Annotated in this window: 23 protein-coding genes and 2 pseudogenes; 15 read left to right on the forward strand and 10 right to left on the reverse strand. The window is 69.0% G+C overall.

Features of this window, described 5'->3' with window-relative positions:
* Window positions 1–442: 442 nt before the first annotated feature.
* The 4 genes from IG90_RS0119255 (at window position 443) to IG90_RS0119270 (ending at window position 3,177) form a co-directional block, all read left to right on the forward strand.
* Entirely contained in the window at window positions 443–676 is a 234-nt protein-coding gene (locus IG90_RS0119255; RefSeq protein ID WP_028426397.1) for a type II toxin-antitoxin system VapB family antitoxin, read from the forward strand.
* Window positions 673–1,080, forward strand: coding sequence for a PIN domain nuclease (locus IG90_RS0119260; protein WP_030585758.1), 408 nt, complete (start codon window positions 673–675; stop codon window positions 1,078–1,080). The genes IG90_RS0119255 and IG90_RS0119260 overlap by 4 nt, the downstream gene beginning before the upstream one ends.
* A 160-nt stretch (window positions 1,081–1,240) precedes the next feature.
* The gene (locus IG90_RS0119265; RefSeq protein WP_030585762.1) at window positions 1,241–2,623 is read left to right on the forward strand and encodes a PIN-like domain-containing protein; all 1,383 of its coding nucleotides are present in this window, start codon (window positions 1,241–1,243) and stop codon (window positions 2,621–2,623) included.
* Between the two features lie 215 nt (window positions 2,624–2,838).
* The gene (locus IG90_RS0119270; protein WP_030585765.1) at window positions 2,839–3,177 is read left to right on the forward strand and encodes an XRE family transcriptional regulator; all 339 of its coding nucleotides are present in this window, start codon (window positions 2,839–2,841) and stop codon (window positions 3,175–3,177) included.
* Between the two features lie 1,056 nt (window positions 3,178–4,233).
* On the opposite strand, the gene IG90_RS0119275 is transcribed toward IG90_RS0119270, so the two are convergent.
* The 5 genes and pseudogenes from IG90_RS0119275 to IG90_RS0119290 form a co-directional block, all read right to left on the reverse strand.
* Complete coding sequence (locus IG90_RS0119275; protein WP_030585767.1) at window positions 4,234–5,274, reverse strand: sodium:calcium antiporter; 1,041 nt, start codon at window positions 5,272–5,274, stop codon at window positions 4,234–4,236.
* Window positions 5,275–5,813: 539 nt separating this feature from the next.
* Window positions 5,814–6,008: a hypothetical protein gene (locus IG90_RS42125; RefSeq protein ID WP_078585297.1), complete on the reverse strand. Its 195-nt coding sequence runs from the start codon at window positions 6,006–6,008 to the stop codon at window positions 5,814–5,816.
* A 77-nt stretch (window positions 6,009–6,085) separates the two neighbouring features.
* Window positions 6,086–6,352, reverse strand: a pseudogene (locus IG90_RS0119280) (helix-turn-helix domain-containing protein); the annotation flags it as partial.
* Between the two features lie 211 nt (window positions 6,353–6,563).
* On the reverse strand, window positions 6,564–7,529 hold the full coding sequence (locus IG90_RS0119285) for a TerC family protein (protein ID WP_233436012.1): 966 nt from the start codon (window positions 7,527–7,529) through the stop codon (window positions 6,564–6,566).
* 52 nt (window positions 7,530–7,581) lie between these two features.
* Window positions 7,582–8,091, reverse strand: coding sequence for a hypothetical protein (locus IG90_RS0119290; protein WP_030585775.1), 510 nt, complete (start codon window positions 8,089–8,091; stop codon window positions 7,582–7,584).
* Between the two features lie 146 nt (window positions 8,092–8,237).
* Between IG90_RS0119290 and IG90_RS0119295 the strand changes: the two genes are divergently transcribed.
* From IG90_RS0119295 to IG90_RS47115, 5 genes and pseudogenes are all read left to right on the forward strand, one after another.
* Window positions 8,238–8,582 (forward strand): helix-turn-helix transcriptional regulator, encoded by a 345-nt coding sequence (locus tag IG90_RS0119295; RefSeq protein WP_033894472.1) that lies wholly within the window; start codon window positions 8,238–8,240, stop codon window positions 8,580–8,582.
* A 479-nt stretch (window positions 8,583–9,061) separates the two neighbouring features.
* The gene (locus tag IG90_RS0119300; RefSeq protein ID WP_051860136.1) at window positions 9,062–9,322 is read left to right on the forward strand and encodes a hypothetical protein; all 261 of its coding nucleotides are present in this window, start codon (window positions 9,062–9,064) and stop codon (window positions 9,320–9,322) included.
* 253 nt (window positions 9,323–9,575) lie between these two features.
* Window positions 9,576–10,412: a DUF4397 domain-containing protein gene (locus IG90_RS0119305; protein WP_030585782.1), complete on the forward strand. Its 837-nt coding sequence runs from the start codon at window positions 9,576–9,578 to the stop codon at window positions 10,410–10,412.
* The gene (locus tag IG90_RS46690; protein WP_063739488.1) at window positions 10,405–11,133 is read left to right on the forward strand and encodes a class F sortase; all 729 of its coding nucleotides are present in this window, start codon (window positions 10,405–10,407) and stop codon (window positions 11,131–11,133) included. Before IG90_RS0119305 ends, IG90_RS46690 begins: the two co-directional genes overlap by 8 nt.
* Window positions 11,134–11,188: 55 nt before the next feature.
* A pseudogene (locus IG90_RS47115) lies at window positions 11,189–11,305 on the forward strand (TIGR02391 family protein); the annotation flags it as partial.
* A gap of 52 nt (window positions 11,306–11,357) precedes the next feature.
* On the opposite strand, the gene IG90_RS0119315 reads toward IG90_RS47115, so the two are convergent.
* The 3 genes from IG90_RS0119315 to IG90_RS0119325 form a co-directional block, all read right to left on the reverse strand.
* Window positions 11,358–12,407 carry an ArsO family NAD(P)H-dependent flavin-containing monooxygenase gene (locus IG90_RS0119315; protein ID WP_030585788.1) on the reverse strand — a complete coding sequence of 350 codons (1,050 nt, stop codon included), beginning with the start codon at window positions 12,405–12,407 and terminating at the stop codon, window positions 11,358–11,360.
* A 148-nt stretch (window positions 12,408–12,555) separates the two neighbouring features.
* On the reverse strand, window positions 12,556–13,662 hold the full coding sequence (gene arsB, locus IG90_RS0119320; protein WP_030585790.1) for an ACR3 family arsenite efflux transporter: 1,107 nt from the start codon (window positions 13,660–13,662) through the stop codon (window positions 12,556–12,558).
* Window positions 13,659–13,967, reverse strand: coding sequence for an ArsR/SmtB family transcription factor (locus IG90_RS0119325; RefSeq protein ID WP_030585793.1), 309 nt, complete (start codon window positions 13,965–13,967; stop codon window positions 13,659–13,661). Before IG90_RS0119325 ends, arsB begins: the two co-directional genes overlap by 4 nt.
* Before the next feature lie 92 nt (window positions 13,968–14,059).
* Between IG90_RS0119325 and IG90_RS0119330 the strand changes: the two genes are divergently transcribed.
* Window positions 14,060–14,473, forward strand: coding sequence for an arsenate reductase ArsC (locus IG90_RS0119330; RefSeq protein WP_030585795.1), 414 nt, complete (start codon window positions 14,060–14,062; stop codon window positions 14,471–14,473).
* The gene (gene trxB / locus IG90_RS0119335; protein WP_030585797.1) at window positions 14,470–15,459 is read left to right on the forward strand and encodes a thioredoxin-disulfide reductase; all 990 of its coding nucleotides are present in this window, start codon (window positions 14,470–14,472) and stop codon (window positions 15,457–15,459) included. The genes IG90_RS0119330 and trxB overlap by 4 nt, the downstream gene beginning before the upstream one ends.
* A gap of 338 nt (window positions 15,460–15,797) precedes the next feature.
* Here trxB and IG90_RS0119340 read toward each other — a convergent pair whose 3' ends face one another.
* Window positions 15,798–15,977, reverse strand: a complete 180-nt coding sequence (locus IG90_RS0119340; RefSeq protein WP_030585798.1) for a hypothetical protein — start codon at window positions 15,975–15,977, stop codon at window positions 15,798–15,800.
* Between the two features lie 90 nt (window positions 15,978–16,067).
* Between IG90_RS0119340 and lepB the strand changes: the two genes are divergently transcribed.
* Window positions 16,068–16,721, forward strand: coding sequence for a signal peptidase I (lepB, locus tag IG90_RS39560; protein ID WP_051860149.1), 654 nt, complete (start codon window positions 16,068–16,070; stop codon window positions 16,719–16,721).
* A 244-nt stretch (window positions 16,722–16,965) separates the two neighbouring features.
* On the opposite strand, the gene IG90_RS0119350 is transcribed toward lepB, so the two are convergent.
* A complete protein-coding gene (locus tag IG90_RS0119350) occupies window positions 16,966–18,111 on the reverse strand; it encodes an FHA domain-containing protein (protein ID WP_030585803.1) in 1,146 nt (381 codons plus the stop codon).
* 189 nt (window positions 18,112–18,300) lie between these two features.
* On the opposite strand from IG90_RS0119350, the gene IG90_RS0119355 reads away from it, so the two are divergent.
* From IG90_RS0119355 to betT, 3 genes are all read left to right on the forward strand, one after another.
* Window positions 18,301–20,154, forward strand: a complete 1,854-nt coding sequence (locus IG90_RS0119355; RefSeq protein ID WP_030585805.1) for a serine/threonine-protein kinase — start codon at window positions 18,301–18,303, stop codon at window positions 20,152–20,154.
* Between the two features lie 23 nt (window positions 20,155–20,177).
* Window positions 20,178–20,438, forward strand: coding sequence for a hypothetical protein (locus IG90_RS0119360; RefSeq protein ID WP_157846319.1), 261 nt, complete (start codon window positions 20,178–20,180; stop codon window positions 20,436–20,438).
* A gap of 591 nt (window positions 20,439–21,029) precedes the next feature.
* Window positions 21,030–23,141 (forward strand): choline BCCT transporter BetT, encoded by a 2,112-nt coding sequence (betT, locus tag IG90_RS0119365; RefSeq protein ID WP_030585809.1) that lies wholly within the window; start codon window positions 21,030–21,032, stop codon window positions 23,139–23,141.
* Window positions 23,142–23,448: the final 307 nt, after the last annotated feature.

Raw genomic sequence — 23,448 nt, forward strand, 5'->3', positions numbered from 1 at the left:
TTCGAGTCCCACCCGCCCCACCGAGCTCCCCAGGCAGAATCGTTCTGACCTGGGTAAACGCGTTTTTCACGGTCATATTGCGTTAGGTGTTCGCCTCACGGTGGTGTGGCGGACGAGGGTCTTCATGTGTCGAGAGGGCTTCCTGCGTGGCTGTGACCTGGACCTTTCCGGTCTCGGCGCCGCGGGATGGTTAACAGCGGTCCCACGGCCCTCCCGTGAGGGGTTCACCTGCACCTAGCATCCGTACCCGTGGTTCCCCGGCGAAGTGGTCCCGCTTTTCGGGTTGCGGCCAGGCCAGGGGTGTGGTGCCCGTGACTGTGTCTTGCGGGTGTCTGTCGGCGATCGGGTCGCGTCTTCCTCGTGCGTGATGGCCCGCGCAAGGCAATGTTGGTGATGTATCGTGCTTATGTACATCACGGACTCTCGGTGAAAGGTGGCTGGCATGTCTGTTACCCAAGTCGATCTCGATGACGAGGCGCTGGCCGAGGCGATGCGGCTCATGGGTGTCTCGACGAAGAAAGAGACGGTCAACGGGGCTCTGCGGGACTACGTGGCGCGCATCAAGCGGTTGGAGGCTGCCGAAAAGCTGGTCGCGCGGGGTGAGCGGGGCGAGTTCGAGGCCGCGGCTGCGGCGCATGCGGCTTCCAAGCGCGCCCGGCGGGCAGCCTTCGAGTGATCACGTACCTCCTCGACACCTCCGCGCTCTGGCGCCTCTTTCGCACGCCGGGGGCGTTGCTGCCCTGGGAAGGGCACATCGCCGCGGGCGTGTTCCACATCTGCGAGCCCACGAGGGCGGAGTTCCTCTACTCGGCCACCAGTCCGGCCCACCGCGACGAGTTGGCCGAAGAGGTGGATGCTCTCTGCCAGTCCTCGCCAGTTCCCAAGAACGCGTGGCGCTGGGTCGATACCGCGCAGTACAAGCTCACCCAGCAGGGACAGCACCGGGCCGCCGGGCCCATCGATCTTCTGGTGTGTGCGACCGCGGTTCATCACGGCCACACCGTGCTCCACGTCGACAACGACTTCGCCACGGTGGCGGCGGTCCTCAAGGAAGTGCAGCAGCGGGACGTGCGCGCCTGACGATGTCCAAGTGGGTCGCCGTGAAAGGCTGGCTCATTGCCCTCAGCCTGTTGCCCGCGTGAGACGAAAGTACCTGCGACCCAGAGCGCGGCCCTGTAAGACTTTCCCCGCGCACCCAGCCGGGGATGCTGGTACGCATCGCGATTCCAGGGGGCGTTTCATGGCGGCACCGCACGCCACATCCGACCAGCCGCAGGACCGGGGCATTTTTGACTGCGACGAGGCCCACCGGAGCCCACTTCGCTCTGACTATGAGCGGATCTTCGATTCCGGTCTGGTGGTGCTCGACACCAATGTGCTGCTCAATCTCTACCGCTCGAACGAGAGTACCCGCCGGGACATGCTTGCCGCCCTCGCCAGGCTCCGCGAGCGACTGTGGATCCCACACCAGGTGCTCACGGAGTTCTGGCGCAACCGCGAGTCGGCGACCGTACGCCATCACCACGCGACCAAGGCCAATGAGGCGGGCACCGCACTCGACAAGGCGGTCAAGGCGGCCCGGACAGCAGTGACCACCTGGCTGACCGCCGTTCAGCTCAAGGACGACGAAGAGGCTGCGCAGCGGACTGACCAAGACCTGACCGAACTCACCAAAGCGGCCGACAGCCTCAAAATGTTCATCCGGGCACAGGCGGAGTGCGACGCGCTCAAGGAAACTGCCACCACGCACACCGACCCGGTGCTCAACGTCCTTGAACCGCTTTTGCACGGGCGGATCGGCGAGCCGCTGCCGCCGGACGAGTACGACAAGGCCGTGAAAGAGGCACAGGAGCGCGCCGATGAGGGGATACCGCCGGGACACGAGGACTTCCGCACCAAGGAACCTGAGCTGGCTGCCGGTGATTACCTTCTGTGGGTCCAGCTCATGGCGGAGGCCCGGCACCGTGGGCGCGACGTTCTGCTGGTCACCGGGGACGTGAAGAAGGACTGGTGGACCAGCCGCGGATACGACATCCCGCCACGCCCCCGTGCCGAACTCCTCCTGGAACTGCGGGAGCACGCCCGGGTAGACCTCTACATGCTCACTCCAAGCGAACTGCTCCGCTGGGCCGAGGAACTCCTCGAACTGAACGTGGACGAAGGCTCGGTCCGCGACCTGGAGCAACTGGGTGAGGCATCGGCCGCCGAAGACTTCGAAGAGGGGGCCTGGACGGCGGAGTCGCTAACGGTGTTCATGGACGAGTTGATGAGGCGCTACCCATCCCGAGTCAAAGCGATCGTTGCAGCTGCGGCGAACGGCGGGTTTGTGGACAGGGAGGCGGTGTACGAGCTTGCCGGCTATGACGAGACACGCAGACTCCGCGGCTTCACCCAACCGATCGGCACCCTGTCGAGGGATTTGCAGGCGGTAGGAGTGCTGACGGGTGGAGAGCCCTTCCTGCTGACCACCGTCTACGGTCACGCCGTCGACCCTTCCTGGGCGAAGGGATTCCGCATTCCCAGCGCTGTGATTCCCCTGCTCCGGAGCAAGTACGAAGGGGGCAGCCTGTGGCAGACCAGAGACAGCGGAGAGGCTGGGAGCGAACCTTCCGACAGTGACTAGTAGGGCTTGGTCATGTGCGGTCTGTGATGGCGTGTCTTCTTGATCGGTCGTGTCGTTGACTGGGTCTGCTGGGTGAGGAGTTGGCTGCGGTCCGGTGTGATCTGGAGGACTTCGCGGCGGAGATGTTCGAGCCGTTCGCGCGGGCGGATCAGCGTCGGTGGGGCGGGGTCTATCGCGGAACATCTCAAGCGAATCGACGGAGAGGATGGGGCACGATGACGGATCACCTCAAGGACCCGCAGGCCGTCTCCTGGGCGGATCTGGCCGAAGAGTTCTCCTTCACCGACGCGGAGAAGCACCGGATCCAGAAGGGGGCGCAGGCGTTGGTTCTGGCCTCCCGTGTCCACCGCCTCGCCGAGTTGCGGAAGCGGCAGCACACCACGCAGGTTCAGGTCGCCGAAGTCATGGGTGTCACTCAGGCCCGCGTCTCGCGCATCGAGAAGGGCCAACTGGAGCGCAGTGAGGTCGACACCCTGGCTGCCTATGTCAAGGCGCTCGGCGGCAAGCTGAAGATCGTCGCCGACTTCGGTGATGAGACCTACGTCCTCGGCTGACCCGATGTAAACGCGACTCGCGGCAGGTCTTGGTCGGACCTGACATCCTCCATGGGCGCGGCGTGGGTGGGCCCGCTCGTGGCGGAGTGTGACGACGGTTGCTGTTGGTTCCCGCCGTGCCTGCCCAATTTCCGGCGGTGCCGTGCGGTCCGAATGATTGCCGCTTCGATGAGGCGGGAGCGGGGAGTGTTCGGTGCCGTGAACCTCGCGGATTACTGGAAAGGTGGTGCAGCGAACGCTGCACCATCCCCGATCGAGCCGGATCGAGTAGGACGCAACCGGGAATCCGTCCTCGACGAGGACGAGTGGACCGAGGGATACGTGGAGGCGTAGCGCCGACTCCGGCTCGGGTATTTCGCCCATCCGACAGCCACTGAGGGCGACCCCGGTGCCGAGGACGACGCGCTGACCGCCGCGCGGGGGTGAGGGCAGTCGCGCAACGCATCCCGAGCACGCTCCGTGCGGCGCCCACCTCATGGGCAACCGACGCCAGTGGAGAGTGAGAGGCCACCACCCTGCCCCGGCAAGGAGCAGCCCCGGCAAGGAGCAGCCCCGGCTCGGCCGAAGCGGTGACTGGCACCCGGAGGGCATGCGCTACGGGATGTAACCATGGGCGGCGGGCGGGAATCAGCCGTGGCCTGCGAAGCCCACCGCAATGCTGAGGTGGTCGATGGCGCAACGCGGATTATCTCCAACACGGGTTTGAACTGGGTGCAGTCCGCTCGCTGTCCTGGCGTGATTACCAGGGATAGCGGACGGCAGCGACCATCGGCACTCAGGTGGAGCTTGGTCGTGAACCCACCGCGCGAGCGGCCCAGGCCCTCGCCTCCAGCACCACCTCCACCAGGCGGGCGACCAGACTCTGCCACCCCGGTCAGCGCTCCCGTCCCGACCTCCCGGACGGACCGGTGCTCGGATCAGCCGCGTGATGCCGGGGCGCGGGGCCTCCGCCGCCGCTTCACCGGGCCGCCCAATCGACAAGCGGCGCGTCGACGGCCGAGGCATCCTCCCGGCCACGGCATGGCCGCGTTCCGGCCCGTAGCCTCGGCTCGACTTTCAGAAGGCGAGTACGGCGACGGTGGCCGCGTAGATGGTGATGAGGAGGATTCCGTCGAAGCCGATCCTGAGCCAGCCGCGTTTCTGGCGGACGAGGAGGCCGCCGAGCAGGACTGCTGTCATGACCAGCGCGCCGCTCGTGAGGAACAGTTCGTCCTGGTTCGCCGCGTGGAACAGGGAGCCGCCGCGGTAGGCGATGTCACCGACGACGAGGTTGAGGGCGTCCAGGCAGTTCCCGCCGACGACGGCCGCGATGGCCAGCGTGACAGCCCCGCGGCGTACGGCCGCGATGGATGTGACAGCTTCGGGGAGGGCGTTGACCAGGCCCATGAACACTGCTCCCACGAGTCCGGCGCTCAGGCCGGTGTGTTCCACGATGCCTTCCGCCGCGCGCGCCACCGCCCAGCCCCCGAGCATGACGGCACCCGCTACCGCCGCGAACTCGGTCCACAGCCGGGACGTCGGTCGGCCGGCCAGCCCGTCGGTGTCCTGGCTCGCGACATCGGGGACCGTCTCCCGGGTGGGCACCGCGCTCCACAACGGTTCGCCGTGGGAGCGGATGAGCTGGAGACCTCCGATGTAGAAAGCGACCATCACCACGGAGGCGGGATGCACGCCCAGTACGGTGACCGGCGGGCTGAACGCTGCCATCAGGGCGATGCCCAGCAGACCGATCAGCAGGCAGCCGAAGAGCATGTTGGGCAGTGATGCCGCGGCGTGTTCGAGGTTGACTCTCCGCAGGAAGGCATCGGCGGCGACCAGCGCGAGGGTCTGCGCCGCGATACCGCCCACGGCGTTGCTGTACGCGAGGTCGGGCTGATCCGCTGCGCCGCTGACCGCGGTCATCACGATGCCCGAGAGAGACGTCACCAGGCCGAACAGCACCGCGCCGAACAGTGCCTCCCCCCAGCCGGTGCGGTCGGCGAGGGTGTCGCCCAGCCCAGCGAGCCGGACACTGCAGACCACGGTGATGGCCGTGGCCAGAGCAAAAACTCCGATGCTCCAACTCAGAGGCCACACGTTGGTCAGCGAGTCGAGCATGTCGGCCTTTCGACAGCGGGAGCGGGAGCGGACGTGGTCGGCTTCCTCGTACCACGGGGCACCGGCTCTCATGCACCGTACGGTGCATCGATGCCCGGACGAGGCTGTGTTACGAGCTCAAGCGGTCGGCGCATCACCGCCGTTCCGAAGGCCGGCGTAGACCTCTGCCGGAGTGCGAAAGCCATAGATCCTGCGCTGGAGAGAAGGCACTTGCGAAGCAGCCGGCTGGTGTTCACGCCGGCGCCAGGACTGGGCCGGGCGCCGGCGGAAGGCAGTGCCGTTGAGCGATGAGGTCACGCGGATGCCGAGCACTGTAGAGGGCCGAAAGACCACTACCGGCAGGCAGACGAGGGATGCTTCCCCGCACGACACCAGTTGCAGGGCAGGGCCGCCGTCCGGACCAGGCTGCACACCACCGATATCTGCTGAGCCGACCTGCGGCAGGACACCTTCCACCTGCTCACTCACGCGAGCCCGGTCCGGTACCTCCGGACGATGGCTGGATCGGCGGTCAAGAGCCCTGTGGTACGAGTCCGCAATCAGCCGAGGTAGTTCTCGGGGTGCGTCGGCTTCTGCGGCGTCCAGGACCGGCCCGAACAGCCTGACGGCAGAGGCGGGAAGCGATGCCCCTTCACATCCGTGCTCCAGTGATGTTCCCCGCCGCAGTCGCACGCGTAGATCCCGCTGGCGGGCACGATCTCACCAGGGTGCCAGGATGCCGTCTCATCGCTCATGGTCCCTGCTTACGACGCAGCCTCGCATCGCGCGGCCTGAAGGCGCCTCACCGTTGGTGGCGCCCGTGCCCGCTGACCAGCTCGTGCAGATGGGCCCGCTCGGACTCATCCAGACGCAGGGCGGTCGCGATGGCATCGAGTACCTCGCGCGAGGCGTTGTGCGACTGGCCCTGCTCGAGACGGGCGTAGTACGGCGCGCTGATGCCCGCGAGCATCGACAACTCCTCCCTTCGCAGCCCCGGCACCCGGCGCCGCTCGCCATAGGTCTGCGACCCGACATCCTCGGGACGCAGAAGGCCCCGGCGTGCCTGGAGGAAGTCGGCGAGCTGCCCGTGCTTGTTCATGAAATGGAGTATGCGCGGCACCGCCGAACCGCGCCTCACCCTGCTGGGGTACGGATCCACAGGATCTGGCTGCTCCCCGCTCCGGCCCCCGGGATGAGTCGCACACGCCCTCTGTTCCGTTCACCTCTGGGAGACCCGGTGAGTACCACTACGTCCGAGAACACCGACCCCACCCCACGCAATTCGCCGGCCGGCCTCGATCTGGCACCCTTCACCTCCGGACCGGCTGCTCCTTGTCGTCGGTGGGCTGGTTGCGGGTGGCGATCAGCGACCAGGCGATGGAGACGGTGATCGTGCCGGCGATGACGCCGAGCGTGAGGGGGATGGGGAGCTTGCCGACGGGTGTCTCGGACAGGATGAGCTTGACGCCGGCGAAGGCGAGCAGGACCGCGAGCCCGTAGTGCAGGTAGGCGAAGCGGCGCAGGAGGCCGGAGAGGCAGAAGTACAGGCTGCGCAGGCCCAGGACGGCGAAGGCGTTGGCGGTCCACACCAGGAAGGTGTTGGTGGTGATCGCGAGGACGGCGGCGACGGAGTCGATCGCGAAGATCAGGTCGGTGGCCTCGACTGCGACCAGGACCACGAACAGCAGGGTGGCCACCCGCTTGCCGTTGACGTGGATGAAGAACTTGTCGCCGTGGAACTTGGGGTCGGTGGCGATGAGTTTCTTGACCAGTCGGACGATGGGGTTGCGGTCGGGGTGTACCTCCTCGTCCTTTGAGGCGGCCATCTTCCAGCCGGTCCAGATCAGGAACGCGCCGAACAGGTAGGCGGTCCAGAAGAACACCTGGAGCAGTTCGGCGCCGACGAAGATGAACACCAGCCGCGCGGCCAGGGCCCCGAGGACGCCCCAGAACAGGACCTTGTGCTGGTAGGCGTCGGGGACGGCGAAGAAGGAGAACACCAGCGCGAAGACGAAGACGTTGTCGATCGACAGGGCCTTCTCGATCAGGTAGCCGGCGTAATAGGTGGAGGACACCTCCCCGCCCTGCCACACCAGAAGGATCAGGCCGAACCCGAGCCCGACGGCGATCCAGACGCTGCTCCAGATCGCCGCCTCCTTGAAGCCGATCACGTGGTTGTCGCGGTGGGCGATCAGATCGACGGCGAGCATCACGCAGATGCCGACAGTGACGGCGGCCCACACCCATAGCGGGACGGCGAACGACAGGCCATTCATCGCCAGACGTTTCCTCTCCGGGAGAAGAGCGGGTCACGAGCAGGGACCGAGGTCATGGCGAGGGCGATCGCAGGGGCACCCACGCGGCCGGGGCGACTGTGTGGACGGACTGGCCGCCGCGCAAGGAAGCAGCCTCGATCAGGGTGAACGCGTCCAGTCCTTCCGGTCCGCTCCGGGCGGCCACCACATCCGGGGCCCGATGCCGGGCGGCCAGGGCCAGCAGCTCCCCTGCCGCCGCCAGTCGCGAACCTCGGCCCGAGGGCAGGTGAAAGACCTCGGGGATGTAGCCGGTGGCGTGCGGGCCGATCCTGGGCATGACGCGGGCCAGGACCGCCCGTAGCGGCGCGGAGAGGGGGCCATCACCCTGCCGGTGGATGTCCGGGGGCATCACGGCGATCAGCAGCAGCGGGACGCGGCGGGGCAACGCCATCCGTGCGGCTGTCTCGGCCACCGCCAGATCGTCGATGCGGTCGGTCAGTACGGCCGCCACCGGCCGGACCAGCCCGGCCCGCGCGAGCCGGGGGGCGCGGTCTCGGCGGGGGTGGGAGAGCAGTGGGGTCATGGCGCTGCCTTCCTTCATGCGGACGAATCCCCTCCAGCGTGACTCCACCACTGGAGTTTCGCCAACACTTATGCGAAATAAGTTTCGCTAATAAGGATTCGTATGACAGGTTGGATATGCGAAGCGAGTTTCGTATGATGGAGTGCATGAGTAGCCCACGGTCAAGCGGCGGCCAATGGACGTTCATCACCAACCACGCGCGGGTGCTGCTGAGGATCGCCCGTGACCCGGAAGTCCGGTTGCGCGACGTCGCCACCGGAATCGGCATCACCGAACGGGCGGTGCAGATCATTGTCGCGGACCTGGAAGCCTCCGGCTATCTGACCCGGATCCGGGTCGGCCGCCGCAACCGCTACACCATCGACCCGACTGTCGCTCTGCGTCATCCTTCGGAGTCCGGCCACCCCGTCGGCGACCTCCTCGGCGCCTTTCTCCACCGCGAGGACGCACCCGCCTCCGAGTCGGCCGGGCCGCCGGCAGCACACAGCTGACGCGGCGGTCGGGTGGCCGGTCTCCGGGCGTGTGCCCCTCGGCCGCGGAGCGAGCGCGCCGCAGTGGATGTCCGTGCCCGGTGACAGCCGTCCCGGACTGCCGGATGGTCACCATCCGCGTCCCAGCGGTCGGCCAACTCGCTTGCAGAGCGGCTGACTTCGTACCTCGAGTGCAGCAGCCCTCATCGGCCCTGGCCTCTCGCGGACGTCCACCCTTCTTGGCGCCGGTCGCGCCTCGCGTTGTCCCCGCGACTCCTGTCCGGAACTCCGCATGTCCCGTTCCCGTAGAAGCGGGCTCCGACTGCTGGACCACCGGCGCGCTCGGAACTCCTCTGCAGAGCCCAAGTGGCGGGACGGTGCGGGGCGTGGTGCTCTCGAATGGTGGGTTCGCCCTCGGATACGCCCCGCGAGAGGTCGGCTGCTGAGGACGGTGACACCCGCACCCCTTGTCCGTCGTCCTATACGCGAGGAGCGCGCGCATGCTCGTCAAGAAGCTGCACGACATCGGAATGACCAGCGAACACGCTTACACGGCTGCCTTCGCCTCGATCGGTCTGTCGGTCGCGTCCTGGGTGGTGTCGGTGAAGGCGGAGACCCGTGGGGTCGAGCGGGCTGACCGGTGGGGCATCTTCATCGGGGAGTGGGCCCCGACCTTCTTCGCCCTTGGACTGGCACTGGCCAACCACGAGCGCGACGAGATCTTCACCCCCACGAAGGTCGGCGAAGACGCGAGCGTCTGACTCTGTCGGGCTTGCGTACGTGCCTCTCCTGCCGTCCCACAGGGCGTGGGGCCAACCAGCAGGAGAACCCGGGCACACACACGCGCGGCCGGGCCGCGGCTTCTCGAAATGCGGACAGCACAGAGCCCGGCAGACGCGGCACGAACCGCGTCTGCCGCTCCCCGCCCGTCGGCATCCGGCCGTTCCGTTCCAGCGGTATCTGAGATCTGAGACAGCCTGCAGCGAGCAGGCCTGTGCATGATGGGAGCGCACGATGAGGAAATCCCGTACGAGCGTCATGATCGCCGCCTGCCTCGGAGCCGGGGCTCTGAGCCTTGGTTCTGCCGTTCCTGCCGGCGCGGCACAGGCCGAGGACACGGCGACGGTCTCCGTCTTCCACGCAGTCCCTGGTCTGACGGTGGACGTCTACGCGAACGGCGACGAACTCCTGCCGGACTTCAAGCCCGGCACTCTCGCCGACCCGCAGGAGCTGCCGGCGGGCTCCTACGACCTGAAGGTCTTCGAGGCCGGTGCCGACCCCAAGACGGCAGACCCCGCGATCCAGAAGACGGTCGAGGTACCCGCCGGAGCCAACGCCACGGTCGTGGCCCACCTTTCGGCCGACGGCAAGCCTCAACTCAACGCCTTCGTCAACGACACCTCCGCTGTCGCAGCGGGCAAGTCGCGCCTGACGGTCCGGCACGTTGCGGCCGCCCCGGCCGTGGACGTCCGTGCCAACGGCACGGCGGTGTTCGAGGGACTGGTGAACCCGAAGGAGGACACCACCGAGGTCGACGCAGGCACGGTCTCCGCCGACGTGGTCCTGGCCGGTACCGACACCGTCGCCATCGGCCCCGCTGATCTGAACCTCAAGGAAGGCGCGAACAACGTCGTCTACGCCTGGGGCAGTGCCGACGAGAAGAACCTGGCGCTGAAGGTCCAGACGGTCAGTGGCATGCACTCGCAGCCCGGCGGAGTCGACGCCGGCGGAAGCGGTGCGATGGCCTCGGGCAACTCCTCCAACGCGTGGATGGCCTGGGCGGCAGGCGCGGGAGTGCTCACCCTGGCCGGGGCACTCTCCATCAGGTCCAGGACACGGCAGGATGCCTGACCGGCCACAACAGCGAGCGAAGTGGCGCACGGTAGCGGCAGGCTCGGTCTGGTCCGCTGTCGCCGCCGGCTCGGCCGCGGCCGCAGTCACCGCCTTGCTCTTGTTCCCCTCCGGTGATCCGGGACCCCCGGCCGGTTTCGGGCAAGTGCCCGACGGCGGCCGCGGTACGGGGACAGCTGCGAGCGCTTCTGCCCGGGCGGCAACGCCGCCCGGGCAGAAGCCCGTTCCCTCCACAGGGCCCACCGGCCAGAACAGCACCACCAGGGCCCAAGGCGCTCCACCGGTTCGCGTCGTCATCTCGAGGGCCGACCTGTCCGCCGCCGTCGTTCCCGTCGGCGTGCGGGACGACGGCCGGGCCGAGGTGCCGACCGACCCCGCCCAGGCGGGCTGGTACCGCTTCGGGCCGGCGCCGGGCGACGCTCACGGCTCGGCCGTCCTCATCGGGCACGTCGACTCGCGTACAGGAGAACTCGGCGAGCTCGCAGCGCTCTACGACATACGCGCCGGCGACCGCGTCGACGTCCAGCGAGGAGACGACACGACGATCGCCTATGAGATAGTCGCCCGACGCATCGTCAAGAAGGACCGGATGCCTGCCGACGTCTTCCGGCGTGATGGCGAACCCGTCCTGACCCTCATCACCTGCGCGCCCCCCTACGACCCCGACCGAGGCGGCTATCAGAGCAACCTCATCGTGACAGCCGTCCGCTCGGCGTCCTGAGCGGTTTCTCCTCCGTGGTCGCCCGGGACCTCCGTGAGGCGCGCACCGCGGCGCGATGTCCTGCGCCGAGGGCTGCTTCGCGGGCATCCGGAACCCCAACAGGCATGAGGACGGGCTGCCGGAGCTGCCGGAGCACGAGGCCCTGGAACAGCTCGCGGCCCTCAGCGTCTTGGCGCGCCGGGTGGACAGCGCGCCAAGACGCAATGAGCCCGACCGGGGAGGCGTCAGCGCACCAGGGCGGCGATCTCGCGGACGGCGTCCCGGGCGGGGCGGCCGACGCCGATCAGCGTGGCCGAGGCGGGCCCCGTCCAGTCGCCGTAGCCGAGGAGGTGCAGGCGAGGTTCGTCGACGGCTCGGGTGCCGTGGGTGGGGATGTGGCCGCGTTCGCCTCGCAGGCCCAGCGGGGCGAGGTGGGAGAGGGCGGGGCGGAAGCCGGTGCACCAGATGACTGCCGCCGCTTCCGTTCTGGTTCCGTCCGCCCACTCCGCACCGTTCTCGGTGAGGCGGGCGAACATCGGCAGGGCCTTGAGGAGGCCGGCATCCCGTGCGGCGCGGACCGGTGCGACGGCGACGATGTCGCCGAGTGAGGCGACGCCTCCCGTGTCGGTGTTCCCGGTCTCCAGCGCTCTGCGGCGGGCCGTGGCGGCGTCGAAGAGGGCGCGGCCGTCGATGTCGTCGGCCAGGAACCGTGCGGGCCGTTGGGTGACCCAGGTCAGGTCGGTGTGCGGCGCGAGGTCGGCGGCGATCTGGGCTCCGGAATTGCCGCCTCCGACCACGATGACCCGCCGGCCGGCGAACTCGTCAGGGTTGCGGTACCGCACGGTGTGCAGCTGACGGCCGGTGAAGATGTCGCGGCCGGGTACGGCGGGCAGAAAGGGCCGCCACCATGTTCCGGTCGCCGAGACGACCGCGCGGGCGGACCAGACACCGGCGTCCGTCTCCACCCGCAACCGCTCGCCGTCACGGCGTACGGCCTTGACCTGGACCGGTCGCTGGACTGGCAGGGCGTAGCGCTCCTCGTACGCGGTCAGGTACTGGACGACGTGGCGCGCGTCCGGGTAGTCCGCCCCGTCCTGGGCGGGCATCAGCCAGCCCGGCAGGGAGGAATACGCGGCCGGGGAGAACAGGCGGAGCGAGTCCCACGTGTGCTGCCACGCGCCACCGGGTGAGGGCTGGGCGTCGAGGATGACGAAGTCGAGGTTCTGGCGGCGCAGGTAGTAGCCGGTGGCGAGTCCCGCCTGGCCGCCACCGATCACCACCACATCCACATCCATCGCGCGTGTCACCAGGTCACCCCCGGGGCGGTACTGGGCCTCCCGGCTCCCGCCCCACCCCTGCGCGGCACAGCTTCCGCCGTCGGGCGGACGGTGAAGCGGGCCGGGACGTGGACTGCGGGATGCGGGCGGGAACCGAGGCGGCACATCAGTGCTGTGTGGTACTGGTGGTGATCGCGGACGGGGCGAACTTCCTGCGCCAGGCCAGGGCCACGTAGACGAGGGCGATCAGGACCGGGACCTCGATCAGCGGGCCGACGACACCGGAGAGGGCCTGGCCGGAGGTGACGCCGAAGGTGGCGATGGCCACGGCGATGGCGAGCTCGAAGTTGTTCCCGGCGGCCGTGAAGGCGAGGGTCGTGGTGCGGTCGTAGGCCAGGCCGATGGCCTTGCCGATCAGGAAGCTGCCGAAGAACATGATCGCGAAGTACACCAGGAGCGGAAGCGCGATGCGGACGACGTCCAGCGGCTGCGAGGTGATCGTCTTTCCCTGGAGGGCGAAGAGGATGATGATCGTGAAGAGCAGGCCGTAGAGGGCCCAGGGGCCGATCTTCGGCAGGAACTTCGCCTCGTAGGACTCGCGGCCCATCTTCTTCTCGCCCAGGCGGCGGGTCAGGAAGCCGGCGAGCAGGGGCACGCCGAGGAAGATGACGACGTTGAGGGCGATCTTCCACATCGAGATGTCGAGCGTCTCGCCTTCGCCGAGGCCGAGCCAGCCGGGCAGCAGGTCGAGGTAGAGCCACCCGAGCAGGCCGAAGGCGATGACCTGGAAGACGGAGTTGAGGGCGACGAGGACGGCTGCGGCTTCGCGGTCTCCGCAGGCGAGGTCGTTCCAGATGATGACCATGGCGATGCAGCGGGCCAGGCCCACGATGATCAGGCCGGTGCGGTACTCGGGCAGGTCCGGCAGGAAGATCCAGGCCAGCGCGAACATGACGGCCGGGCCGAGGATCCAGTTGATGACCAGCGAGGAGACCATCAGCTTGCGGTCGCCGGTGACGGCGTCGAGCTTGTCGTAGCGGACCTTGGCCAGGACCGGGTACATCATGATCAGCAGGCCCACGGCGATCGGCAGCGAGATGCCGCCGACCTCCACCTTCGCCAGCGCGTCGTTCAGGCCCGGGATCAGCCGGCCGAGGCCGAGGCCGAGGGCCATGGCCAGAAGGATCCAGACGGCGAGGAAGCGGTCCAGGGTGGACAGCTTCTGGACGACCGAGGATTCCTCGACGGTCGCGGGTGCTTGCGTGGGGGTCACGGACAGGCCCTCTTGTTCTCGGCAGCGGTACGGGCGGACTCGGCCAGGTCGGCGAACTGGCCGGCGAGCTGGGCGATGACGTCCGGGCGGAGCTTGTAGTACGTGAAGCGGCCGCACGGTTCGGTCTCCACGACCCCGGCCTCGCGCAGGACCCTCAGGTGGTTGGAGAGGTTGGTCTGCTTCGCACCGGTCTCCTCCACCAAGTGGCTGGTGCACAGCGTCTCGCGGGCGAGCAGGGTCACGATCCGGAGCCGGAGCGGATCGCCCAGCACCCGGATCAGTTCAGTGTCGACTGACGTCATCATGGGCTGATACTCTCACATCAGTGGCTGCTGACGCCACCGGGTGCTGATGTCATGTGTGCCTGATTCGACCGTGTGACGAGAGAGACCTCCTGATGTCCGAGAAGCCCTCTGTTCTGTTCGTCTGTGTCCACAACGCCGGCCGCTCCCAGATGGCCGCCGCCTGGCTCACCCACCTCGCAGGGGACCGCGTCGAGGTCCGCTCCGCCGGGTCCGACCCCGGCGACGCGGTGAACCCGGCCGCCGTCGAGGCGATGGCCGAGGTCGGCATCGACATCTCCGCCGAGACCCCGAAGATCCTCACCGTCGACGCGGTCAAGGAGTCGGACGTCTGCATCACCATGGGCTGCGGCGACACCTGCCCCGTCTTCCCCGGCAAGCGCTACCTCGACTGGAAGCTCGAAGACCCGGCCGGCCAGGGCGTGGCAGCGGTGCGGCCGATCCGCGACGAGATCAAGGTCATGGTCGAGGGCCTGATCGAGGAGATCGCGCCGGAGGCCTCCAAGTGAGTGCCGACACGGACATCCGTAACGTCATCGTCATCGGCTCCGGCCCCGCCGGGTACACCGCCGCCCTCTACACGGCGCGCGCCGACCTCAAGCCGCTGGTCTTCGAAGGCTCGGTGACCGCGGGCGGCGCGCTCATGAACACCACGGAGGTCGAGAACTTCCCCGGTTTCCCCGAGGGCATCGTCGGCCCGGACCTCATGGACAACATGCGGGCCCAGGCGACACGGTTCGGCGCCGAACTGATCCCGGACGACATCGTCGCCGTCGACCTCACGGGCGACATCAAGACGGTCACCGACAGCAGCGGAGGGATCCACCGGGCCCGCTCCGTGATCGTGACCACCGGATCGCAGCACCGCAAGCTGAACCTGGAGCGCGAGGACGAACTGTCGGGCCGCGGGGTCTCCTACTGCGCGACCTGTGACGGGTTCTTCTTCCGCGACCGCGACATCGTGGTCGTCGGCGGCGGCGACACCGCGATGGAGGAGGCCACCTTCCTCACCCGGTTCGCCCGTTCCGTCACGGTCGTCCACCGCCGTAGCGCGCTGCGGGCCTCCCAGGTCATGCAGAGCCGCGCGTTCGCCGACGACAAGATCTCCTTCGCCTTCGACAGCGAGATCGCGGAGATCAAGGAGGAGGGCGGCGCGCTGTCCGGCCTCGTCCTGCGCGACACGGTCAGCGGCCGGACGCGCGACCTCGATGCCACCGGCCTGTTCGTCGCGATCGGCCACGACCCGCGCACGGAGCTCTTCGCCGGTCAGCTGGACCTGGACGACGAGGGATATCTGAAGGTCGAGGCGCCCACGACCCGCACGAACGTCCCCGGCGTGTTCGGTGCGGGAGACGTGGTCGACCACACCTACCGCCAGGCGATCACCGCCGCGGGTTCCGGCTGCGCGGCGGCCCTGGACGCCGAGCGCTACCTCGCGGCTCTCACCGACACCGAGGCGGTCGCGGAGCCCGAGAAGACGCCGGCGGCCGTCTGAGCGTCCAGGCGTCCCACACGATGGTCAGTGGTGCTGTCAGGAAGCAGTGGTCCCCGGTCCGCGACCGACGCGGGCCGACGTCACACCGTTCGGCCACACGCCTGCACCGGCGGGGAGGGTCTGCCCGCAGCCGGCCGGCCCCCTCTGCCCGTATGCGGCGGGCCGGCCGGCTGCGCGTGCGAGCTGTTGACGCTTCTCGACCCGGTACGCGCCTGTGCCGCCCCGGTCGTCCGTGCCCCCGGCGGAACTTCGACCACGTAGGAACGCGCGGCACTCGACCCGAGCCTGACCATCGCCCCCGTAGTGGAGTAGGGCCGGCGTCGCCGGACCCTCTCCGGTCAGTCTGCCGCGCCCGGTACGGGGGGCTGAAGGGCCGAGACGTCGTAGGCCAGTCCGGCGGGGATGGCGGCGTCCAGAGCGCCGACCACGCGGCCGGCGCCGGTGTAGAGGTCGGGGGAGACGGTGATGACGCAGCCCGAGACGCCGAAGAGCGTACGGTCGTCACCGTCCCGCTCCATGCCCACCGTCTGGTCGACCGGGAATTGCGGGACAGCCCTTTAGTCTCTGCTGGTCCGCCCGGCCCCGGGTGGTTCGAGGGAGGGGTGTTCATGCAACGGCGGGGAACGGGCGGCGGGCTGCGGAAGGCCGCCTGGGTGCTGGTACCGGTGGGGGCTGTCCTCGCGGTGGGGAGCATCGGGTACTTCTTCGCGAACTACCAGGGGGCGTCTGTCATGGGTCAGGCGATGGAGCCGACGTACCGCATGGGCGAGCGGCTGCTGGTCGAGCGCATCGACGCCGGCGAGATACGCAGGGGGGACGTCCTGCTCGTCGAGGTTCCCGGCCGCTACGCGGGCGCGCCCGTGCTGCAGCGGGCCATCGGGACGGGTGGCGACCACGTCGTGTGCGACGGAGAACAGATCACGGTGAACGGTCAGCCGGTCGACGAACCGTATGTGATGCGCGGCGAGGTGAACCCAGGGACAGGTCCGTACGACGTGCGGGTCCCGGAGGGCCGGCTCTTCCTGCTGGGAGATGACAGGGCGAACGCGAACGACTCCCGGTTCTTCCTCGACGAGCGGTCGGGCAGCGTCGCGGCATCCGGAGTGATCGGGAGGGTGCAGAGCGGTGCGGCCGCCTTGCCGCCGGCGGCGCTCGCGCTCCTCGGCATCCTGCTCACCCTTACCGGGGTCGGTCTGGGCATCGGAGGATACGCGGCCGGTCGGAATTCCCGTCCGGCGGTGCCTCCGTGGCCGGTCGCCTGAAAGAACACCACGCACCCGAGCCGCATCACGGTGCCTGCACGAACTCGTGCCTGTGCCGCGACCGGACGAGCCGATGGACCGGAGAAGACGCTCGATGGGCTTGGGCCTGCGCGGGCCTGTCCACGGAACGGTCGCGATGCCTTCGCCGCGCGGTGGGGACCTTTCATGGGCGACGGTCGACGGGTCGGAGGAAGCCGCGTCGGCGGCTGCCGTCGAGTGGGTTGGAACGGGCGCATCGGCGCGGTCAGGCCCGGCGGGTGGGCGCCGCGGCAGTGGGTGGCACGGGGGCCCTGGAGGCTTCCGCCCGCCAGGCGTCGGCCAGTTCGGCGGGAAAGCGTCGGCCACTGCGGGTGAGTACGACGCCGGATGAGAGTTCGACCTCGTCGCCTGGGCGGAAGGGACGGTCGGTCTGCGGGGGCAGCTTCTCCCAGGGGCCGAACGCACCCTGCTTGCCGGCGCGGCGCATGCGGGTCCCGTAGGTGCTGATGTCACGGATCAGGACTGCGCCGCTCCGGGCGGAGACGGCCACATGCCTGCGGCTGACCTGCTGGGCGACCTGCGGGGGCAGCAGGCTGTGCAGGGCGATTCCCACCTGCCCCGGCAGCCGGCCGACGTGAGCCTCGGAGCCCTCGTCGAGTGTGTAACGGGCCACGCAGGTGCCGTCGATGACGGCCTTGAGCTGGGTGGTGCCCAGGCGCGGTCCGTCATCCATCAGAGGCGTGCCGTGAAGCTCGCAGGTGGGAACACCGCGCCGCATACGGGGCAGCAGGATCCGTTCGCCCTTGCGGATGTCGTAGAGGGTGCAGCGGAGTTCCGGGCAGCGCCAGGTCCGCATGATCACCTCCGTCAGCGGCGTCCGGGAGGGGTCGAGGAGGCCCTGCTTCTTCAGTGCGGACAGTTCCATCCGGCGCGAGATCTCCGCCGCCGAGCGCACGCCCATGTTCATCGCCACGAGGGCCACGGATCCGTCGGGGCGGGCTTCCGGTTCGAGGAACTGCCAGGTGTTGCCCTGGATCCACGGATGCTCGAGGCGGTGGTCGACGTACCGGTCGCCGGTGATGACCGGCAACGAGGTCATGCGGGCCAGTTCGAGGACGCGCTCATCGGCGTCGTCGACCTCCTCGACCAGCCCGTCGGCCACCCAGCCGCGCAGTCGCCGGACCTCGGCCTGATCACCGAACTCGCGGTGCCCGCCCAGCAGGCTGGTGTCGGCGACCAGGTAGACGGAGACGTCAGGATCGCCTGTGAGCTCCATCAGGGCCCTCAGGACCAGGCCCAGGCGGCGCAGGGACCGCGGGCCGCGTGCGCCGATGGAGGTGTCGCGTACGACGTTGGAGAGCTCCACGAGATAGTCGGCCCGCTCCGCCGAAGCGGCCAGATGATGTTCCACGGGGCACCTCGCTGTCTGACGGCAGGGGTGTCACTTTAGGGGCGCCCGGCGGCATCCGCCATCAGGACGAACTCTCGCGACTCCACGGAACTCCCCGAACTTCGCCTCCTTTCCCGACTTCCTCGGATGCCTACCAGGGGTGCGGGCTCGTCGGTACGATCATCACAGTGACGGAGAGGGTCGAGAACCTTGAACAACGCTGAAGCCGATGGCCAGTTGAGCCCGCTGGGCCCCGAAGACCCGAGAGAGGTGGCGGGTTACCGCCTGCTCGCCAGGATCGGCGAGGGCGGCATGGGATGCGTCTACCTCTCCCGTACGCGGGGCAACCAGCCGGTCGCCCTGAAGGTGATCCGCCGTGAGTACGCTCAGGACGAGGAGTTCCGCCGCCGCTTCGAGCAGGAGGCGACTTCCGCCCGCAGGGTGCAGGGCTACCACATCGTCCCCGTCGTCGACCACGACACCACCGGCCCGCAGCCGTGGCTGGCCACCACCTACGTCCCCGGCCTCGCCCTGGACCAGCTCCTCACCGGGCACGGGACACTCCCGCTGACCACGGTGCTCCAGCTGACCGGCTGCGCGGCGGAGGCGCTGCACGCCGTGCACAAGGCCGGAGTGATCCACCGGGACATGAAGCCGAGCAACATCCTCATCGGCTCCGAAGGCCCCTGGATCATCGACTTCGGCATCGCCCGGGCCGCCGACGCCACCCAGCTCACCCGCAGCGGAGGGTTCATCGGCACCCCTCAGTTCATGTCGCCGGAACACGCCGGCGGCCAGGACCTCACACCGGCGACCGACGTCTTCTCGCTCGGCCTGATCGCCGCCGTCGCCGCGACCGGCCGCCACCCTTACGGCGATGCCGGAGCCATCACCCTGGCCACCAAGATCGCCAACAGCGAGTTCCGGCCGCCGGACCTGACGGCGTATCCAGAACCGCTGCGTGCCGTCCTGGAACGCACGCTGGCCGCCGACGCGACCGCCCGCCCCACACCCTCCGAACTGGCGGAACTGTGCCAGGAGCTGAGCGGGCGGTCGTTGCGTGACTTCAACGGCTGGCTGCCCGCGCCCGTCGCGGCGGACATCGCCCGCCGGGAGCAACTCGCCCGGCAGCAGGCCGAGACCGAGTTCGGACCGCATTCCGGGACCGTGGCGGGTGCCGGGACCGTGCCCCCGCTCTCCGTGGCGGGAGCCGCGGCTGTGCCTCTCGGTGCCGCGGCGGCCGCCGACACCGCACCGTCGGCCGGCGTGGCGCCCGACGGATACACCCCCACCCATGGCTCCCGGGCCGGTGAGGAGGCGCACCACGGCCGGGCGCAGCCGACGCCGCAGACCGGATCCCCTGCCCCGTTCCCGCAGGGAGCACCACCTCCCGTGGGCCCCCCGGCAGCCCCGTCAGCGGCCCGGAGGCGTACCCCGCTCACGGTCGCCGCGGCCGTGCTGGCCCTGGCGGTGGCGGCGACGGCCGTCTGGGTCTTCACCCGCGGCGACGACACGGGCGACAACCAGAACAGCGGCGGACAACCTGCCTCGTCGCCGACCTCCGGCGCTCAGGTCCCCGGGGGCACCACGCCGAGCACCGGCGCTTCGCCCACCGGGAACGCGACGCCGAACGGCTACACGGAGATCTTCAAGGACAAGCCGCTCACCTTGCGCGCCCAGTTCACCTCCAACCGCATCTCCTTCACTCGCGTCGACCTGGACGGACCGAAGATTACGAACGCCATCAGCGCGGGGAAGGGATACGAGCTGGAGTACGAGGAGTTCGGCGGCACCTACATCCTGCGCTTTCTGACGACCATGGGAAAGAGTGCGGGCACCACCCCCGAGGCGTGTGCCGAGGGCGCGGCGGCAGACGTGGTGCCCTCCGAGCTCGACGGCGACGCACAGGGCGAACAGCTGACCCCGGGCACGGTGCTGTGCACCGTCACCGACGAGGACAATCTCGCGATGCTCACCATCAAGGACGTCGTCATCCAGAAGGACAACGAAGGTTTCAAGGCACGTGACTACGTCACCGAACTGACTCTCTGGAAGGCGCCCTGACCCGCCCGTCGCGGCAGAAGTCCTTGTCCCGCCGTGCCAACTCGTCCTGCGTGCGCGTCGCCGTCCAGGGCTACCCGCCGCTGAGCCGACCGCACCACAGCCGGCCCGCCGCCCGCTTCTCCTTCGAGCCGGTCATTCGAGGCGGCGGCCAGGAACGACGTCAGTGGGCCGGCACCGAGAACGCCCCCGCCCTCGTCGGCCTCGGCGTGGCCGGCGCCACAGCGGCCCGACTGCGGCGACCGGACATCGAGGCCGCGCAGGTGTTCGACCACCCTGGGCCGTAGCCACCGCTCCGCGTCCGTAGCGCCACGGCGATGCGCGTTAGCCCGCCCGGGGTGCCGGGGCCACCAGCTCGACGCTGCGGCGGTGAGTCCCGTAGACCGACGGCCACCGCACAGGCCATGTTGCTGACACTCAGCCGACCAGCGGAGCACTGGCCGCAGACGAGGGAGATCCACGATGGGGGGCCGCGCATCTGCTGTGAGTGACCATCGGCGGCGGGCAGCGGCCGACCCTCGCGGCGCCCTGTCCTTGAGGAGGTCTCCGACGGCGGCCCGTGCGGTGCACGCCGCCTGGCGGGCTCGTGCCGAGGCGGGCCGGGCGTACGCCACGGCTCCGAGTCCGGCTTCCCCCGTGTGACACGTACCCGCTGCGTGACAACGAGGAGACCGCTCGCACCGAGTCCGCCGAGGAGGTACCGGTCCGGCCGTCGGCCCCGCCGTCGTCCGGGTGTACGCGACGACGCAACCCCTCGGCCTCAGCGTGACCATGCGGTGGCCCCCGACAGGCAGCCGCCGCCCTGATCGAAGGCTGACCCAGCATCCGGCGCAACAGTGGCCGCACAGTTACCCGTCCCAGAACGAATGGAGCCGACCATGTCGACCGCAGGAGACAAGGGCCCCGGGCCCGACACGGACGAGCCGCAGGTCGAGCCTGCGCACGGGGCAGGCTCGCTCAAACCGCTGGTCTTCTTCGGATCCGCGACGCTCATCCTTGCCATCTCGATCTGGGCGATCGTCACCCCCTCCGGTGCCGAGGAGGTCATCGGCGTGGTGGTCGACAAGATCTCCGGCTGGTTCGGTTGGTACTACTTCCTCGCCGCGACCCTGTATCTGGTGTTCGTCGTCTTCATCGGGGTGTCGAAGTACGGCACGATCAAGCTCGGCCCCAAGCACTACAAGCCGGACTACGGGCTCTTCGCCTGGGCCGCGATGTTGTTCGCGGCGGGCATCGGAATCGACCTGATGTTCTTCTCCGTCGCCGGCCCGGTGAGCCACTACCTGGTGCCACCGGAGGGGGACCCCGAGTCGCTGGAGGCGGCCCGGCAGGCCGTGGTGTGGACGCTGTTCCACTACGGCATCACCGGCTGGGCCATGTACGCGCTGATGGGCATGGCGCTCGGCTACTTCGCCTTCCGTCACACGTTGCCGCTCGCCATCCGCTCCGCCATCTACCCGATCATCGGCCGTCGGATCCACGGCAGGATCGGTGACGCCGTCGACCTGGCCGCCATCATCGGTACCGTCTTCGGGATCTCCGTGTCTCTCGGCATCGGAGTGGTGCAGCTGAACTACGGGCTCAAGGTCCTCTTCGGCGTCCCTGAGGGGCTGCCCGCACAGATCGGGCTCATCGCCGTCGCGGTGGTGATGGCCACCGTTTCGGCGGCTGCCGGCGTCGACAAGGGCATCCGCCGACTGTCGCAGCTCAATGTGCTCCTCGCGGTGCTGCTGATGCTCTACATCCTGGTCGTCGGCGAACCGTTCCGGCTGCTCAACGCGCTGGTTCAGAACATCGGCGACTACCTCAGCGGATTTCCGTCGATGACCCTGAACACCTTCGCCTACGATCAGCCGACCGAATGGCTGGACGCGTGGACGCTGTTCTTCTGGGCCTGGTGGATCGCCTGGGCGCCGTTCGTGGGTCTGTTCCTCGCCCGGATCTCGCGAGGCCGCACACTGCGCCAGTTCGTCGCCGCGACCCTGATCATCCCGTTCCTCTTCACCGGCCTCTTCCTGGCCGTCTTCGGCAACAGCGCACTGTTCGTGGTGCGGGACGGCAACTCCGCTTTCGGCGAGACCGCACTCAACTCCCCCGAGCAGGCCTTCTACGGATTGCTGGACCAATATCCCGGGGCGATGTTCAGTGCGGGACTCGCGACCTTCGTCGGGCTGCTCCTCTACGTCACCTCCGCCGACTCCGGAGCGCTCGTCATGGGTAACCTCAGCTCGCACCTCCCCACACCGGTGACCGACGCGCGGACCTGGCTCCGCGTCTTCTGGGCGGTGACGACAGGCCTGCTCACCCTCGCCATGCTGCTGGTGGGCGGGGTGCAGGCTCTCACCGACGCCACGATCATCATGGGGTTGCCCTTCTCGTTCGTCATGTTCCTGATCATGGCAGGGCTCTACCTCGCGCTGCGCTCCGACCGGATGCGTGAGGAGGCGCTGATCACCACCCTGCCGGGGTCCCTCTCCGGGCGGACAACGCAACAGGGGCCCTCGGGGGCCCGGAACTGGCGGCATCGGCTGTCGCGGGCGATGTCGTTCCCGGGCAGGCGGGCAGCCGCCAGGTTCGTGGAGGACATCTGCCGACCGGCGTTCGAGGAAGTCGCCAAGGAGCTGCGTGAGCAGGGGGTGGAGGCGGAAGTCCTCTCCGGCACCGATGAGGAGAACGGCCTCCCGCACGTCGGCCTTGCCGTGCCGATCGGCCCGAAGGACCAGTTCGTCTACCGGGTCTGGCCCGTCGAACGGCCGACCCCCGGCTTCGCCACCCGGTCGGTCAGCACCCACGACAGCTACGTGCGCTTCGAGGTCCAGCTGGCCGAGGGCAACCAGGGGTACGACGTCATGGGCTACACCAGGGAGCAGCTCATCGGCGACACCCTCGACCAGTACGAGCGGCACCTGGAGTTCCTGCGGCTGCACCACGAAGCGGCGGCCGGGTCGGCCTTCCCCGACCACCGACCTGATGCCCCGCACGCGGAGTAGCAGGCGGAGCTCGGCTCAAGGTCAGGATCGGCATCTTCACCGGTCGCGCAGGTGCGTCGAGGGATTGTCGGGGGGAGCGACCGAGCTCGTCGGTGCGGGTGGTCGCCTCCGAGACCGGACCAAGGCCCCTCACGAGTGTGCCGCCGCGGCCGGCTCCCGTCGTGTCCAGCCGCATGAGTGTCCTCCCGCGGCTGACCGGCTCGGTCGCTGCCTCCGCCGGCGCGCTCGCGCCTCGCATCGGCGGCGGGCTCCCCCTCGTCGGCTTTTACGTCGCCTACCACGGCTGGTACGAAATCCGTGTCCAGCG

Origin of the sequence: Streptomyces anulatus (assembly GCF_000721175.1) — a bacterium.
Lineage (GTDB): Bacteria > Actinomycetota > Actinomycetes > Streptomycetales > Streptomycetaceae > Streptomyces > Streptomyces anulatus_C.